This window comes from Nocardia sp. NPDC058705 (genome assembly GCF_042749305.1).
Taxonomy (GTDB): domain Bacteria; phylum Actinomycetota; class Actinomycetes; order Mycobacteriales; family Mycobacteriaceae; genus Nocardia.
Genome location: NZ_JBHYRN010000030.1, coordinates 62,540 through 76,697 on the forward strand (window position 1 = coordinate 62,540; position 14,158 = coordinate 76,697).

At 68.2% G+C, this 14,158-nt stretch carries 16 protein-coding genes; 7 read left to right on the top strand and 9 right to left on the bottom strand.

Going from position 1 to position 14,158, the window contains the following annotated elements; translation table 11 throughout:
• Nucleotides 1-10: 10 nt before the first annotated feature.
• From ACFW6D_RS27025 to ACFW6D_RS27045, 5 genes are read right to left on the bottom strand one after another with little or no spacing between them, the layout of a single operon-like run.
• Complete coding sequence (locus tag ACFW6D_RS27025; protein WP_379332640.1) at nt 11-1,267, bottom strand: ABC transporter substrate-binding protein; 1,257 nt, start codon at nt 1,265-1,267, stop codon at nt 11-13.
• Nucleotides 1,257-2,303 carry a branched-chain amino acid ABC transporter permease gene (locus ACFW6D_RS27030; RefSeq protein ID WP_379332642.1) on the bottom strand — a complete coding sequence of 349 codons (1,047 nt, stop codon included), beginning with the start codon at nt 2,301-2,303 and terminating at the stop codon, nt 1,257-1,259. Before ACFW6D_RS27030 ends, ACFW6D_RS27025 begins: the two co-directional genes overlap by 11 nt.
• Nucleotides 2,300-3,178 carry a branched-chain amino acid ABC transporter permease gene (locus ACFW6D_RS27035; protein ID WP_379332644.1) on the bottom strand — a complete coding sequence of 293 codons (879 nt, stop codon included), beginning with the start codon at nt 3,176-3,178 and terminating at the stop codon, nt 2,300-2,302. The genes ACFW6D_RS27030 and ACFW6D_RS27035 overlap by 4 nt, the downstream gene beginning before the upstream one ends.
• Nucleotides 3,175-3,900: an ABC transporter ATP-binding protein gene (locus ACFW6D_RS27040; protein ID WP_379332646.1), complete on the bottom strand. Its 726-nt coding sequence runs from the start codon at nt 3,898-3,900 to the stop codon at nt 3,175-3,177. The genes ACFW6D_RS27035 and ACFW6D_RS27040 overlap by 4 nt, the downstream gene beginning before the upstream one ends.
• Nucleotides 3,897-4,655, bottom strand: a complete 759-nt coding sequence (locus ACFW6D_RS27045) for an ABC transporter ATP-binding protein (protein ID WP_379332648.1) — start codon at nt 4,653-4,655, stop codon at nt 3,897-3,899. Before ACFW6D_RS27045 ends, ACFW6D_RS27040 begins: the two co-directional genes overlap by 4 nt.
• A gap of 177 nt (nt 4,656-4,832) precedes the next feature.
• On the opposite strand from ACFW6D_RS27045, the gene ACFW6D_RS27050 reads away from it, so the two are divergent.
• Together ACFW6D_RS27050 and hisI are read left to right on the top strand one after the other, a co-directional pair.
• The gene (locus ACFW6D_RS27050; RefSeq protein ID WP_379332650.1) at nt 4,833-6,077 is read left to right on the top strand and encodes a PucR family transcriptional regulator; all 1,245 of its coding nucleotides are present in this window, start codon (nt 4,833-4,835) and stop codon (nt 6,075-6,077) included.
• Nucleotides 6,074-6,418, top strand: coding sequence for a phosphoribosyl-AMP cyclohydrolase (gene hisI / locus ACFW6D_RS27055; protein ID WP_379332652.1), 345 nt, complete (start codon nt 6,074-6,076; stop codon nt 6,416-6,418). The genes ACFW6D_RS27050 and hisI overlap by 4 nt, the downstream gene beginning before the upstream one ends.
• On the opposite strand, the gene ACFW6D_RS27060 is transcribed toward hisI, so the two are convergent.
• The 4 genes from ACFW6D_RS27060 to ACFW6D_RS27075 all read right to left on the bottom strand — a co-directional run bounded on the left by ACFW6D_RS27060 (nt 6,415) and on the right by ACFW6D_RS27075 (nt 8,487).
• The gene (locus ACFW6D_RS27060) at nt 6,415-6,882 is read right to left on the bottom strand and encodes a MarR family winged helix-turn-helix transcriptional regulator (RefSeq protein WP_379332654.1); all 468 of its coding nucleotides are present in this window, start codon (nt 6,880-6,882) and stop codon (nt 6,415-6,417) included. The two genes, hisI and ACFW6D_RS27060, sit on opposite strands and share 4 nt — an antisense overlap.
• A 144-nt stretch (nt 6,883-7,026) precedes the next feature.
• Complete coding sequence (locus ACFW6D_RS27065; RefSeq protein WP_379332656.1) at nt 7,027-7,599, bottom strand: permease; 573 nt, start codon at nt 7,597-7,599, stop codon at nt 7,027-7,029.
• Between the two features lie 67 nt (nt 7,600-7,666).
• Nucleotides 7,667-8,137: a peroxiredoxin gene (locus ACFW6D_RS27070; protein ID WP_379332658.1), complete on the bottom strand. Its 471-nt coding sequence runs from the start codon at nt 8,135-8,137 to the stop codon at nt 7,667-7,669.
• 74 nt (nt 8,138-8,211) lie between these two features.
• Complete coding sequence (locus tag ACFW6D_RS27075; RefSeq protein WP_379332660.1) at nt 8,212-8,487, bottom strand: hypothetical protein; 276 nt, start codon at nt 8,485-8,487, stop codon at nt 8,212-8,214.
• 133 nt (nt 8,488-8,620) lie between these two features.
• On the opposite strand from ACFW6D_RS27075, the gene ACFW6D_RS27080 reads away from it, so the two are divergent.
• From ACFW6D_RS27080 to trpA, 5 genes are all read left to right on the top strand, one after another.
• Nucleotides 8,621-10,159 (top strand): anthranilate synthase component I, encoded by a 1,539-nt coding sequence (locus ACFW6D_RS27080; protein WP_379332662.1) that lies wholly within the window; start codon nt 8,621-8,623, stop codon nt 10,157-10,159.
• Nucleotides 10,156-10,986 (top strand): TIGR02234 family membrane protein, encoded by an 831-nt coding sequence (locus tag ACFW6D_RS27085; protein WP_379332664.1) that lies wholly within the window; start codon nt 10,156-10,158, stop codon nt 10,984-10,986. Before ACFW6D_RS27080 ends, ACFW6D_RS27085 begins: the two co-directional genes overlap by 4 nt.
• Nucleotides 10,987-11,110: 124 nt before the next feature.
• Nucleotides 11,111-11,932, top strand: a complete 822-nt coding sequence (gene trpC, locus ACFW6D_RS27090) for an indole-3-glycerol phosphate synthase TrpC (protein ID WP_056824640.1) — start codon at nt 11,111-11,113, stop codon at nt 11,930-11,932.
• A complete protein-coding gene (gene trpB, locus ACFW6D_RS27095) occupies nt 11,929-13,194 on the top strand; it encodes a tryptophan synthase subunit beta (protein ID WP_379332666.1) in 1,266 nt (421 codons plus the stop codon). The genes trpC and trpB overlap by 4 nt, the downstream gene beginning before the upstream one ends.
• Entirely contained in the window at nt 13,191-13,991 is an 801-nt protein-coding gene (gene trpA, locus ACFW6D_RS27100) for a tryptophan synthase subunit alpha (RefSeq protein WP_379332668.1), read from the top strand. The genes trpB and trpA overlap by 4 nt, the downstream gene beginning before the upstream one ends.
• Nucleotides 13,992-14,158: the final 167 nt, after the last annotated feature.

Here is a 14,158-nt window from a genome sequence, read left to right on the forward strand (position 1 = left end):
GGGGCGCGAGCTACTTGCCCGGGGTGGAAATGACCTCGTCGCTGACCGACCAGTGCTCACCGGCGAAGGTCATCATGGAGACCGCTTCCAGCGGAAAGCCGTCGGCGGCATCGGTTTTCATCGAGATACCGGGCAGCATCAGGTCGACGGCCACGTTGTCGAGCGAGCGCATCGCGTCGCGCAGCCCTTCGCGGGTCGGGCACTTCGCCGCGTCCATGGTCTTGGCGAAGCTCTCGGCCATCGCCCAACCGGTCATGAGATGGTTGTTGCCGGTGTCGGCGCCCGGCGCGTACTGGGTGACCTTGCTCTTGAAGGTCTGCATGCCGGCGTCGGCGGTCCAGCGGCTGTCGCCCGGATCCTTCAGGAAGGACGCGCTCACCACGCCCTGCACGTTCGGGAAGCCGATCGGCTTCATATTGGTGGTGGTGTTGGACACCTGGGCCAGCACGTGCTTGGGGTTCCAGTCGATGTTGCGCACGTCGGCGGCCAAGGCCTGCAGGGCGAACTTCGGGGTCGAGAAGTTCAGGAACACATCGGCTTTGGAGTTAGCCAGGTTGCGGACCTGCGCGTCGACGGTGGGGTCGGTGACCTCGTAGCTCTGCTCGGCGATCACCTTCACGCCGCTGCCCGCGATGCCCGCGGTGAACGCGGTGAGCAGGTCCTTGCCGAAGTCGTCGTTCTGGTAGAGCACCGACACGGTCGCGTCGGGCTTGAACTTCTTCACATACTGCGCGTACGCGGTGGCCTCGGTGTGGTAGCTGGGCTGCCAGCCGATGGTCCACGGGTTCTTCTCGGGGTCGGCGCCGAACTTGTTGGCGCCGGTGGCGACGAAGATCTGCGGGACCTTGCGCTGGCCGAGGTAGTCCCACACCGCCGATGACGTTGCCGTGCCGAGGGTTTGGAAGATGGCGAACACCTGATCCTGTTCGACGAGTCGGCGCGTCTCCTCGATGGTCTTGGGCGGCTGGTAGCCGTCGTCGCGCACCAGGTACTCGACCTTGCGGCCGTCGATGCCGCCCTTCTCGGCGTTGAGGTAGTCGAAGTAGGCCTTGGCCCCCTTGGGGATCTCCGCGTACGCCGAGGCCGGACCCGAAAGCGGGTAGGCCCCACCGAGTTTGATGGAGGTGTCGGTGATGCCGGTGGTCTGTTGACCCTTGCAGTCACCCTGACCGACGGAGTCGGCTTCCTCGCCACGACCACCACAGGCGGTGAGCGTCGCGAGCATTGCCGCCGTCATCCCGATGGTGCGAATTGCCTTACTGCGCATGAGATTTCCCTTTCCGGACACGTTGTCCGAGCCACTGCGTCCACTGGGTGGCCAGGCCGGCCAGTCCCTTGGGCGCGAGGTACATGACCGCGATGATCAGCAGTCCGAAAATGACGCCGGGGGCGGCCTGGTTGACGTCCTGGGCGAAGCTCGGCACGAACATCACGAACAGTCCGCCGATCACCGGCCCCCAGGTGGTCCCGAGTCCGCCGACGACCAGGGCGGCCAGCAGCGTGATCGACAGCGCCACCGCGAAGGAATCCGGCGAGACGTAGGCGATCACCCAGGTGTAGACGCAGCCCGCGATCCCGGCCAGCAGCGCGCCCCAGGCGAAAGCGAGGGTCTTGTAGTGGGCCAGGTTCACCCCGAGCACTTCCGCGGCGGTCTCGTTGTCGCGCACTGCGTGCAGGGCGCGACCGACCCGGGAGCGCAGCATCCCGACCACGAGGACGAAGCTGAGCACGGCGGTGATCAGGGCGAGGAAGTACAGCCACTGGTCTTCGGCAAGGCCGGTCCACGCGGGCGGTTGCGGCTTGTCGACCGTGAGGCCCATCGAACCGCCGGTGAGGCCGTCGAAGTGCTTGAGCAAGGGGACCAGGAAGATCGCGATGGACAGGGTGACCAGCGCCAGGTACAGCCCGCGCAAGCGCAGGGCGGGCACGCCGAGGGCATAGCCCAGCACGAAGGTGATGGCTGCGGCGATCGGGATCGTCGCGAAATACGGGAGGTCCCACTGCTCTATCGCGATCGCGGCGGTGTAGGCGCCGATCGCGAAGAAGGCGCCGTGGCCCAGTGATATCTGGCCGGTGTGGCCGACGAGGAGGTTCAAACCCAGCAGCGCGACCGCGTAGATCATTGCCATCGCCAGTTGGAAGGTGTGGAAGGGCACCAGCTGGAAGGGGGCGACGCAGGCCACCAGCAGCAGCACGCTCGTCGCGATCGCCGGCCAGCGCAGGGTGCGCAGTCGATCGGCGGTCGATTTCGCCTGGGGGGCGGCGGAAGTCGCTACCGGTGTCGCAATGTTCAACTCGCTCATACTCGTTCCACCGCCGCGTGTCCGAAGAGACCTTGCGGGCGCAGCAACAGCACGCCCAGGATGATCACCAGCGGCACACCGATCTTGAGTTCGGTGCCGATCGCGTCGACGTAAGCACCGGTGAGGGTTTCGGCGACGCCGACGATCAGACCGCCCGCCACCGCGCCGCCGGGGGAGTCGAATCCGCCGAGGGTCGCCGCGGCGAAGGCGTAGATCATGACCCCGCCCATCATGTTGGGTTCGAGGAACAGCAGCGGCGCCGACAGCACGCCCGAGACGGCTCCGACCAGCGAGGCCAGGCCCCACCCGAGCGCAAGCACGGTGCCGACCCGGATGCCGACGAGCTTGGCCGACTGCGGATTACACGCCACCGCGCGCATCGCCAAACCGATCCTGGTGAACCGGAACAGCAGATACAGCAGCGCCATCACCAGGGCCACCACCAGCAGGATGCCGAGGCTGCCGTAGCCGACGCTCAGGCCGCCGCCGCGTAATGCGCCCTCGGGGAAGGGATTCGGGAACGACTTGGTCTGATACGACCAGATCCAGCCCGCGATGGCGTTGATGGTGAAGAACAGCCCGATGGTGACGATCACCAGGGTGATCTCGGGTGCGCCCTCGACCGGGCGGATGACCACCCGTTCGATCAGCATGCCCCCGATGAAGGAGATGATCAGCGTCAGCGGCAGTGCCGCCCAGAAGGGCATGAGCTGGCTGAGCTGCCAGGCCAGGAACGCCGAGAACATGGCCAGCTCACCCTGGGCGAAGTTGACGATCCCGGTGAACCGGTAGATCAGGACGAGGGCCAGCGCGAGGCCGGCGTAGATGGCGCCCGCCGAAAGGCCTTCGACGAGTTGCTGCAGGAATTCGATCACGGCTTCACCTGAATTCCCAGGTAGGAGCGGGTGACCTGCTCATCGGCCCTGATCTGCTCGGCGGTGCCCGACAAGACGATGCGCCCGGTTTCCAGGACATGCGCCTGCTGGGCCACACTCAGGGCCAGGTGGGCGTTCTGTTCGACGACGATCACCGTGGTGCGTTCCTCTTCGTTGATGGTGCGAACGAGCCCGAACAGCTCCTGGGTGACCAGCGGCGACAAACCCAGCGAAGGCTCATCGAGCAGCAACAGGCGGGGGCGCAGCATCAGCGCCCGGCCGATGGCCACCATCTGCTGCTGACCGCCGGACAGGCCGCCTGCGGCGTCGCGCTGTTTGTCGCGCAGGATCGGGAAGTAGTCGTAGACGCGATTCAGGTCGGATTCGACAGCTGCGCGGTCACGTCGGGTGTAGGCGCCGAGGCGCAGGTTCTCTTCGACGGTGAGCGGGGCGAAGGTGCCACGACCCTCGGGGACGTGCGCAATTCCCAAGCGCGCCATGGATTCCGGTGCGCGACCGGAAACCTCGTCGCCGTCCAGCGTGAGGCTGCCGCGAACTTTGATCATTCCGGACAGGGCGCGCAGCAGGGTGGTCTTGCCCGCGCCGTTGGGGCCGAGGATCGCGCACACCGTGCCCTGCTGGACCGAAAAGGTCACGCCGTGCAGGACTTTCGCCGCACCGTAACCCGCGTGCAGGTCGGTGATCTTCAAGAACTCGCTCATGCCGAAGCTCCTAGATACGCACGGATGACGGCCGGATTCTGCTGCACCGCTTCGGGTTTGCCCTCGGCGATGACCTGGCCGAACTCGAGGCAGATCACCCGATCGCAGGTGCCCATCACGAAGCCCATGTGGTGTTCGACCACGATCACGGTCAGTTGCAGGTCCGCCTGCAGGGCGCGCAGCCGCTGCGCGAACTCGTCGACCTCACCGTGGCTCAGGCCGTTGACCGGCTCGTCGAGCAGCAGCAGTTTCGGCCGCACCGCCAGCGCCCTCGCCAGTTCGATGCGCTTGAGAGTGCCGAACGGCAGGCCCGCGGCGGGGTGGTCGGCGACCGCGGTCAGGTCGAGGCGTTCGAGCAGTTCGTCGGCCTCGGCGCGCAGCAGCTTTTCCTCCCGGCGGACCTTCGGCAGCCGCAGTCCCGCGGACACGAATCCCGCGCAGGCCCGGTGGTGGGCACCGATGAGGACGTTGTCGCGCACCGACAGCCGCTGGAACAGGCCCAGGTTCTGGAACGTGCGCGCGATGCCGAGGCCGGCCAGGGCGTCGGGGCGCACACTGCCCAGGTCGGTATCGAGGTAGCGCATGGTGCCCGAGGTCGGGCGATTGCGCCGGGTCATGCAGTTGAACAGCGTGGTCTTTCCCGCGCCGTTGGGTCCGATCAGGCCGACCATCTCGCCGGGAGCGACCGTGAACCCGACGTCCTGCAACGCGGTGATGCCGCCGAAGCGCACCGTCAGGTTGGTTATCTCGAGCATGGCGTCAATATTGAATTGGCTGGTCAGGAGTCACATCGGACGTTGCGGACCAACTTTTTCGACCGAGATCGTCCGCTGCGGACAGTGTGAGCTGGTTGACACTGTGAGCACACCCATGCACACTCCCGGGCTATGTCAGCTGGATCACGTTTATCCGTTTCGACCGAGTCTGAGCAGGTGCAGGCCGAGCGTCGGCGGATAGCGGGCTGCGCCTACGAGCACGCGGACGCGATCGCCGACGACGTGATGGCCAAGATCCGCGACCAGCTGCCCGGGTACGCCACCGCGGGCCCCGGCGTGCTCGACGATGTGCACGATCAGCTCGCCCGGCTCAGCCGCACGGGGCTCGGCGCGCTGCTCGAGCGTCGACGTGTCTGTCCGGCCGATGTCGCCTACGCCCGGCAGGCGGCGGCCCGACGCGCCCGCACCGGGCTGCCGCTGGTCGACTACATCGCCGCGTTCCGGCTCGGCCAGCGCGCCATCTGGAAGACGTTGCTCGCGCACGCGGGTGATTCCGAAGCCGGACAGGCGGCGGTGCTGTCGCTGGCGGCGCCGCTGGCGCGCTACACCGACCTGATCAGCGCCCAGGCGACCGACGCGTATCTGGAATTCCAGCAGTACGTGGCCGCCGAGTCCGGGCGTGACTCGCAGGCTCTGATGGACTCGCTGCTCGACGGTGCGCTGCCCGCGAGCGGTCCGCATCTGTCGGTGGCGACCGCGCACGGAATCGGGGCCGAACGTGCCACGCCGGTGGTGGTGGTCACCGCGGTGGTCCTCGATCGCAGCGAGGAGTCGTCCGAAAGGCTCGGTGAGGCACGGCAATTGGTGTCGGCGGCGCTGGCGCGATGCACGGTGAACGGCCTGCGGACACTGTCGGTGGTGCGGGGATCGCAGATCGTCGCCGTGCCCGCGCTGCGCACCGGTGGCACGGCCGACGGACTCTGTGAGCGGCTACGCGTGCTGCAGGACGAATTGGGCGCCGAGGGCATCACTCTCGCCGTCGGCGTGAGCACCGCGGTCACCGAGGTCGCCCAGATTCCGCGCGCCTACCGACAGGCGCAGGCCGCACTCGAGCTCCTGCCCGAAGGGGGAGGGGTGCTCGCGTTGCCGCAGCTCACGCCGTTCAAATACCTGCTCCTGCGCGCCGACGACACCACCCGTCAGCTGGTCGACCCCCGCATCGGCAGCGCATTGGCCGAAGACCGTGTTCGCGGCGGGACCCTGGCCGAGACGATTCGCGCGTTCGCCGCCGCCGACATGAACCTGCGCGAAGCCGCCGACACTCTGCACATCCACCTCAATACCGCCAAGTACCGGCTCGGCCGGATCCAAGAGCTCACCGGCCGCAATGTGCGCAGCGTGAACGACCTGGTCGAACTGCTGGTGGCCATCGAACTGGCTGCTGTTATAAACGAGGCATGAGCCTCGACCCCGCCATCGCCGCCCGCCTCAAGCGCACCGAGGACGGACTGATCGCCGCGATCGCGCAGGAGAAGGCGACCGGTGACGTGCTGATGATGGCGTGGATGGACGACGAAGCGCTGGCCCGCACACTGGAAACCCGCAAGGCGACCTACTATTCGCGATCGCGTCAGCAGTACTGGGTCAAGGGCGAGACCTCCGGACACACCCAGTACGTGCACGAGGTGCGCCTGGACTGCGACGGCGACACGCTGCTGCTGATCGTCGACCAGGAAGGCGCGGCGTGCCACACCGGCACCCACACCTGCTTCGACACCGACGTCCTGCTCACCGCCGATTAATCGCTGTCGTCGGTGAGGATGCGGTTCAGCCGCTCCGACAGCGCTTCCCCGAGCACCGCCAGTTGCGCGGTCTGTCGATCGGTGAGACCGTCGAGGACCAGGCCGCGCACGGCCTCCACGTAGCCGGGGGCCGCCTCGATCACCTTCTCGAATCCCGCGTCGGTGAGCACGGCGTAGACCCCACGCTTGCCCGCGGTGGTGTCGCGTCGCACCCAGCCGAGGCGTTCGAGCTTGGACACCACATGCGACAGCCGCGATAGCGAAGCATTTGCCTTGTGGGCGAGATCACTCAGTTGAAGCCGATGGCCCGCCTCTTCCGAGAGCAGGCTGAGCACCCGGAACTCGAAATGGGTGAGCCCCGACTCGCGCTGCAGCCGGGTATCCAACGCACCGGGAATCCGGGTCATGAGCGCGACGATCGCCTGCCATGCCCGCTGTTCGACAGGGTCGAGCCACTGGGTCATCGCCGGAACTGCCTCGCGGCCGGACGGCGGACATGGTGGAGTGGGACGCGCACGACAAAGAGTTTGCCACGACGTCGCTGTGGCGTCCGCGAGTTGGCGGCGGGCGTGAGGTCACTCACATCACCACGAAGGGTCGGGCGAGTACTACCGATCGCCGGTCATCGGCGGTGCGGTGGGCTCGGCCGGACGTTCCGCGGCCTTGGCAGCCTTGTGACGGTTGAGTCCACGCTTACCCATCAGCACTAGCACCAGCACGAACAGCAGCGCCGCGATGATGGCGCCGACCAGGCAGGCACCGCGGAATGCGGGCGCGTCGACGTCGAGAATGCGTTCACCGGCGTGTGCGGCATTGTTGCCACCGAGCACGATCGTCAACGTCATCAGGTTGGGCAGCGCGCAGACCAGGGCGATGATCGCCGCCGCGCCCGCGAGGAACTTGCCGCCCTTGCGCTTCCACACCCGCACCGCGAATATCACCAGCAGCAGCGGGACCAGGGTGAACACGATGCCGTACACCAGACCCCACCAGATGCCGGAGCTGAAACTGCCGTGCACGGTGTTGGCCAGCCGCTGCGCCCACCAGCGTGGGATGAACGAGGCCAGGATGAAATAGGCGATCACGAGCACCGCCACCGTGGCGACCACCATGATCGCCCGGTTACGCCAGATGACGGCCTTGGACTTCTGACCGCTCGACTGCACCTCGCCGGTTGTCATCTGTCCAGCGTAAAGGCGTTCGGGCCGCCGGGCGGCGATCCACCGCCCGGCGATTCGCCGATCGGCGCTATTCGGGCGTGGTGCTGCGCTTGCGCAGGAACGCCAGTGCTTCGTCGGCGTGTACGGCCGCGCGCAGTTCGCCGGTGACGATCTTCAAGATCGTGCGGTCGATGTCGATGACGAAGGTGTGCCGCTTGACCGGGGCGAGTTTGCCGAGCAGGCCACGCTTCACGCCGAAGGCGGCGGCCACCGCGCCGTCGCGATCCGACAGCACCGGGTAGTCGAGGCGCTGCTTGGTGGCGAAACCGGCCTGCACCTCGGTGCTGTCGGTGCTGATGCCGACGCAGGTGGCGCCGATCGCGGCGAACTCACCGCTCAGATCGCGGAAGTGGCAGGCCTCGGCGGTGCACACGGGGGTGTTGGCGGCGGGGTAGAAGAACAGCACCAGCGGGCCGTCGGCGAGCAAGCCGTCGAGCGTGCGGAGCTGGGCGGACTGATCGGGGAGCTCGAACTGCGGAGCGGGCTGGCCTGGCTGCATGTCCCAGACAGTAACCATCGGGCGGCTGGTGCGGAAGATCCCCGCTCGCGGGTGCGAACGGGGATTTCCCCTGCCTACTGACCGAGCAGCGCCGCGACGTCGGGATTGCGGATCTGCATCACGTCGAGGATGCCGTGCGCGCGCAGCAAGGGCTCCAGCTCGCGGATGCGGTCGCTGTGACCGGCGTACTCGTCGGGGAAGTTCTTCTTGTCCAGATCCTGGATGGCCTTGGCATAGGTGACGAACGAATTGAGCGCGCTGGTCGCGGAGAGCTGGCCGGGACCGTAGTGCTGCTGCGACGGGGCGGCCAGACGGCCGTCCTGTGCGCCCTGGTGCGAGGGGTACAACATTGCTCCTCTCGGAAAAGGGATTACCGCATGCGACATGGAACGCGCGCGAGTGTAGTGATGCCGGTCACCGCCCGATTCGGCGCGGGGTCGGGTCCGCGCGCGTCGTCGGCGGCACGCCTGGGATGATGGGCCCATGCAGGGCGCGTCGACACCAACCACCACGACCCGCGAACAGTTCCGGCTGCTCGCCGCCGAGCACCGGGTCGTCCCGGTGACCCGAAAGGTGCTGGCGGACTCCGAAACTCCGCTCTCGGCCTATTCCAAGCTGGCGGGCGACCGGCCGGGCACCTTCCTGTTCGAATCCGCGGAGAACGGGCGCTCGTGGTCGCGCTGGTCGTTCATCGGCGCGGGCAGCCCGTCGGCGCTGACCGTCGTCGACGGTGAAGCCGCCTGGCTCGGCACCGTGCCCGCCGACGCACCCACCGGCGGCGACCCGCTGCGCGTGCTGCACGACACCCTCGAATTGCTGCGCACCGAACGCCTGCCCGGTCTGCCGCCGCTCACCGGCGGCATGGTCGGCTACCTCGGCTACGACGCGGTGCGCCGGATCGAACGGCTGCCCGAGCTCGCCGACGACGATCTGCGCCTGCCCGAGCTGGTGCTGATGCTGGCCACCGATCTGGCCGCGTTCGACCATCACGAAGGCGCGATCACCCTCATCGCGAATGCGGTGAACTGGGACGGCACCGACGCCGGGGTCGACGAGGCCTACGACGACGCCGTCGCCCGGCTCGACAAGATGACCGCCGCGCTGGCCACCCCCGCGCCTTCGACGGTGTCGGTCTTCGACCAGCCCGAACCGCAGTTCCTGCGCAGGCGAACCACCGAGGAATTCGGTGCGGGTGTGCGCCGCCTGATCAAGGAGATCGAGGCGGGCGAGGCGTTCCAGGTGGTGCTCTCGCAGCGCTTCGAAATGGACTACAGCGGGTCACCGCTCGCGGTGTACCGGATGCTGCGGGCCTCGAACCCGAGTCCGTACATGTATCTGATGCACATCCCCGACGGCGAGGGTGGCACGGCGTTCTCCATCGTGGGCTCCAGTCCCGAATCGCTGGTCACCGTGAAAGACGGTGTGGCGACGACACATCCGATCGCGGGCACCCGGTGGCGGGGTGAGAGCGCCGAGGACGACATCCTGCTCGAGAAAGACCTCCTCGCCGACGAGAAGGAGAACGCCGAGCACCTGATGCTCGTCGACCTCGGGCGCAACGATCTGGGCCGCGTCTGCCGTCCCGGCACGGTGAAGGTCACCCAGTACCGCCACGTCGAGCGCTACAGCCACGTGATGCACCTGGTCTCGACGGTGTCCGGGCTGCTCGCCGAGGGCAAGGTCGCGCTCGACGCGGTGCGCGCCTGCTTCCCGGCGGGCACGCTGTCGGGTGCGCCGAAGGTGCGGGCGATGGAACTGATCGAGGAACTCGAACCGACCCGGCGCGGCATCTACGGCGGCGTGGTCGGCTACCTCGACTTCGCCGGTGACGCCGACACCGCCATCGCCATCCGCACCGCCCTGCTCAAGGACGGCACCGCCTACGTCCAGGCAGGCGCGGGCGTGGTCGCCGACTCCGACCCCGTCGCCGAGGACACCGAAGCCCGCAACAAGGCCATGGCGGTGCTGAAGGCGATCGCGGCCGCGCAGACCCTGCGCACCTACGAAGGCGGGGATCTATGACGGCGACACCGGGAGAAAACCACACCGGTAGCCCCGGCTCGTCCGTCGATCCGTCGGGCGCCGATAGTCCGAACCCGTCTGTCGACTCGGTCGCGCCCACCGTCGGCGACGACGTGACCGCATCGGCCACGGACTCCGTCGCGGCCACGGGTGTGACGCCCGCTCCGGCCGCGAAGCCGATCGTTCCGGTCGTGTTGCTCGCGCTGGCAGCAGCGGGGCTGTGGGCGGCTTCGCGGATGACGTGGGTGACGGTGCACTCCGCCGACGGGCTCACCGAACCGCGCACCGATGACCTCAACGGTGGCGTGTGGTTCGGGGCGCTCACACCCTTGGCACTGGTGCTGGTCGCCTCGATCGCGGCGGTGTTCGCGGTCAAGGGTGCGCTGCGGCAGTTGCTCGGACTGGTGATCTCGGTGGTCGCCGCGGCCGCCGCGGTGCCGGGCTTCGCGCTGGCCGTCGGCGCGGGCCGCACTGCCGAACGGGCGGGCACCCTGGCCGAACTGCCGGTGCGCGCGGTGGTCAGCGGCGCCGACACCCACCTGTTCCCGGCGATCCTGTCGATCTTCGCCGCCTGCCTGGCACTGGCCGCGGGCATCCTGCTCACCCGCCGCACCGGCGAACCCGCCGCGGCCTCCGACAAATACGACAACCCGGTGTTCCGCCGGGCCGACGCCAGCGCCGCGGTGAGCAAGCAGCACACCGAGACCGGAACCGCCGCGCCCCTGTCGGACCGGGTGCTGTGGGACGCGCTCGACGCCGGCACCGATCCGACCGACACCACCGATACCCCCGGCGCCGGGCACGGTCCGGCCCAGGGCAACAAGTGACCGGCAGCACCCCCGCCGCAGTGACACGCGCGGCGGCCATTTATTCTTTACCAGCATCGGTGAGACAGCGCCCGAGGGGACTCTCGGGCGAGAAGTGCGTCTCCCCAGAAAGGATTCGAGCCAGATGACGGTACTCGACTCGATTCTCGACGGGGTCCGAGCGGATGTTGCCGCTCGCGAAGCCCTCCTCGATTTTCAAGCGATCAAAGCTGCTGCCGCCGCGGTCAAGGGGCCGCTGGACGCACACGCCGCGCTGCACGAGGACGGAATCGGTGTCATCGCGGAGGTGAAGCGTGCCAGCCCCTCCAAGGGCGCGCTCGCTGACATCCCCGATCCCGCCGTGCTGGCCAAGGCCTACGAAGACGGGGGCGCACGCATCATCAGCGTGCTCACCGAGGGCCGCCGCTTCGGCGGTTCGCTCGACGATCTCGACGCCGTGCGTGCCGCCGTGAACATCCCGGTGCTGCGCAAGGACTTCGTCGTCGGCCCGTACCAGATCCACGAGGCCCGTGCCCACGGCGCCGACGTGATCCTGCTGATCGTGGCCGCCCTCGAACAGGACGTGCTCGCCTCGCTGATCGACCGCACCGAATCCCTCGGCATGACCGCCCTGGTGGAAGTGCACACCGAGGAAGAGGCTGATCGCGCCCTCGAAGCAGGTGCGACGGTGATCGGCATCAACGCACGCAACCTCAAGACCCTCGAGGTCGACCGCGATGTGTTCGCGCGGATCGCGCCCGGTCTGCCGTCGGAGGTCATCCGGGTGGCCGAGTCCGGCATCCGCGGCACCGCCGACCTGCTGGCCTACGCCGGTGCGGGCGCCGACGCCGTGCTCGTCGGTGAAGGCCTGGTGACCAGCGGTAATCCGCGTTCGGCCGTGTCCGAACTGGTGACCGCCGGTACGCACCCGTCCTGCCCGAAGCCGGCGCGGCGGAGCATCCGGTGACGGTGCTTCCTCCGGCGAGCGCCGGCGTCGCGCAGCACTCCGACTACGAGCCCGACGCGGGCGGGCACTTCGGCGTCTACGGCGGACGCCACGTCCCCGAGGCGCTGATGGCCGTGATCGAAGAGGTCACCGCCGAATACGACAAGATCCGCACCGACCGCGGCTTCCTCGACGAACTCGACCGGCTGCAGCGCGACTACAGCGGCCGTCCGTCGCCGGTGTTCGAATGCACCAAGCTGGCCGAACATGCCGGTGGCGCAAGGATTTTCCTCAAGCGCGAGGACCTCAACCACACCGGCTCGCACAAGATCAACAATGTGCTCGGCCAGGCATTGCTCGCCAAGCGGATGGGCAAGACCCGCGTCATCGCCGAAACCGGCGCAGGCCAGCACGGCGTCGCCACCGCGACCGCGTGCGCGTTGCTCGGCCTCGACTGCGTGATCTACATGGGCGCGGTCGACACCGCGCGCCAGGCGCTGAACGTGGCCCGCATGCGGCTGCTCGGCGCCGAGGTGATCCCGGTGACCTCCGGTTCGCAGACGCTCAAGGACGCGATCAACGAGGCGCTGCGCGACTGGGTCAGCAACGCCGACGATACGTTCTACTGCTTCGGCACCGCCGCGGGCCCGCACCCGTTCCCGCTGCTGGTCCGCGATTTCCAGCGCGTGATCGGTCTCGAGGCGCGTGAGCAGATCCAGCTCCCGACCCAGGCGGGCAGGCTGCCCGACGCCGTCGTGGCCTGTGTGGGCGGTGGCTCCAACGCCATCGGCATCTTCCACGCCTTCATCCCGGACACGGGTGTGCGGCTGGTCGGTTTCGAGGCGGCCGGTGACGGCGTCGAAACCGGAAGGCACGCAGCCACTTTCACCGGTGGCACGCCCGGTGCGTTTCAGGGCGCCTACTCGTACCTGCTGCAGGACGAAGACGGCCAGACGATCGAATCGCATTCGATCTCGGCCGGTCTCGACTACCCAGGCGTCGGCCCCGAACACGCCCACCTCAAGGACATCGGTCGCGCCGAGTACCGGCCGATCACCGACACCGAGGCGATGGACGCGCTGCTGCTGCTGTCGCGCTCGGAGGGCATCATCCCGGCGATCGAGTCCGCGCACGCGGTGGCGGGCGCGCTGAAGCTGGGTAAGGAACTCGGCGAGGGCGCGGTCATTCTGGTCAACCTGTCCGGTCGTGGTGACAAGGACATGGACACCGCGGGGCGCTGGTTCGGCCTGTTCGACGACGACGCCGAGGAGCACAAGCAGTGAGTCAGCAGTCCCGTCTTGCGAATACCTTCGCCGCCGCGCGTAGCGAAGGCCGGGCGGCCCTGATCGGCTACCTGCCCGCCGGTTATCCCGATCTCGCCGGTTCCATCGCCGCGTGCCGTGCGCTCGTCGAATCCGGTTGTGACATCGTCGAAGTCGGCGTCGCCTACTCCGATCCCGTGATGGACGGTCCGGTCATCCAGGCCGCCGCCGAGCAGGCGTTGCGCAGCGGCGTGCGCGTGCGCGACGTGTTCTCCGTCGTCGAGGCGATCGCCGACGCGGGCGGTCAGGCCGTGGTGATGAGCTACTGGAACCCGGTGCTCAAGTACGGCGTCGACACCTTCGCCCGCGACCTGGCCGCTGCCGGTGGCGCCGGGATGATCACGCCGAACCTGATTCCCGACGAGGCCGACGACTGGTTTGTCGCCTCGGCCACCCACAACCTGGACCGCATCTTCCTGGTCGCGCCGTCCTCGACTGAAGAGCGGCTGGTCAAGACTCTCGAAGCCTCGAGCGGGTTCATCTACGCGGCCTCGACCATGGGCGTGACCGGTGCCCGCGACGCGGTCTCCTCGGCCGCCCCCGCCCTGTGCTCGCGCATCCGCGCCCACTCCGACATCCCGATCGGCGTCGGCCTCGGTGTGCGCTCGGGTGCTCAGGCCGCCGAGATCGCGGCCTACGCGGATGGTGTGATCGTCGGATCGGCGCTGGTCGCGGCTGTGCCTGAGGGTCTCGACGCGGTACGTGCGCTGACAGCGGAGCTCGCAGAGGGCGTCCGCGCGGCGACCGTTCGCTCCTGACCTGACCCGCTCGACCACGACCGGCTACCTATGTTCCGCGGTGACCGGGGTTTGGGTTGTCCGGGAGGCACTGGCTGTGTTTGTTGGAGCGCTGGCGCGCTCGAGTCGCGGCCCCGAGGGGCCGCCGGTTAGCGCTCGAGACTCGCGCCTGCGGCGCATGCGCTTCG

Coding starts and splice junctions, on each gene's coding strand:
- ACFW6D_RS27080 (WP_379332662.1), top strand. CDS start 8,621: ATGCAGGGCGCGTCGACACCAACCACCACGACCCGCGAACAGTTCCGG.
- ACFW6D_RS27030 (WP_379332642.1), bottom strand. CDS start 2,303: ATGAGCGAGTTGAACATTGCGACACCGGTAGCGACTTCCGCCGCCCCC.
- ACFW6D_RS27045 (WP_379332648.1), bottom strand. CDS start 4,655: ATGCTCGAGATAACCAACCTGACGGTGCGCTTCGGCGGCATCACCGCG.
- ACFW6D_RS27085 (WP_379332664.1), top strand. CDS start 10,156: ATGACGGCGACACCGGGAGAAAACCACACCGGTAGCCCCGGCTCGTCC.
- ACFW6D_RS27075 (WP_379332660.1), bottom strand. CDS start 8,487: ATGTTGTACCCCTCGCACCAGGGCGCACAGGACGGCCGTCTGGCCGCC.
- ACFW6D_RS27070 (WP_379332658.1), bottom strand. CDS start 8,137: ATGCAGCCAGGCCAGCCCGCTCCGCAGTTCGAGCTCCCCGATCAGTCC.
- trpC (WP_056824640.1), top strand. CDS start 11,111: ATGACGGTACTCGACTCGATTCTCGACGGGGTCCGAGCGGATGTTGCC.
- ACFW6D_RS27040 (WP_379332646.1), bottom strand. CDS start 3,900: ATGAGCGAGTTCTTGAAGATCACCGACCTGCACGCGGGTTACGGTGCG.
- ACFW6D_RS27025 (WP_379332640.1), bottom strand. CDS start 1,267: ATGCGCAGTAAGGCAATTCGCACCATCGGGATGACGGCGGCAATGCTC.
- ACFW6D_RS27065 (WP_379332656.1), bottom strand. CDS start 7,599: ATGACAACCGGCGAGGTGCAGTCGAGCGGTCAGAAGTCCAAGGCCGTC.
- hisI (WP_379332652.1), top strand. CDS start 6,074: ATGAGCCTCGACCCCGCCATCGCCGCCCGCCTCAAGCGCACCGAGGAC.
- ACFW6D_RS27060 (WP_379332654.1), bottom strand. CDS start 6,882: ATGACCCAGTGGCTCGACCCTGTCGAACAGCGGGCATGGCAGGCGATC.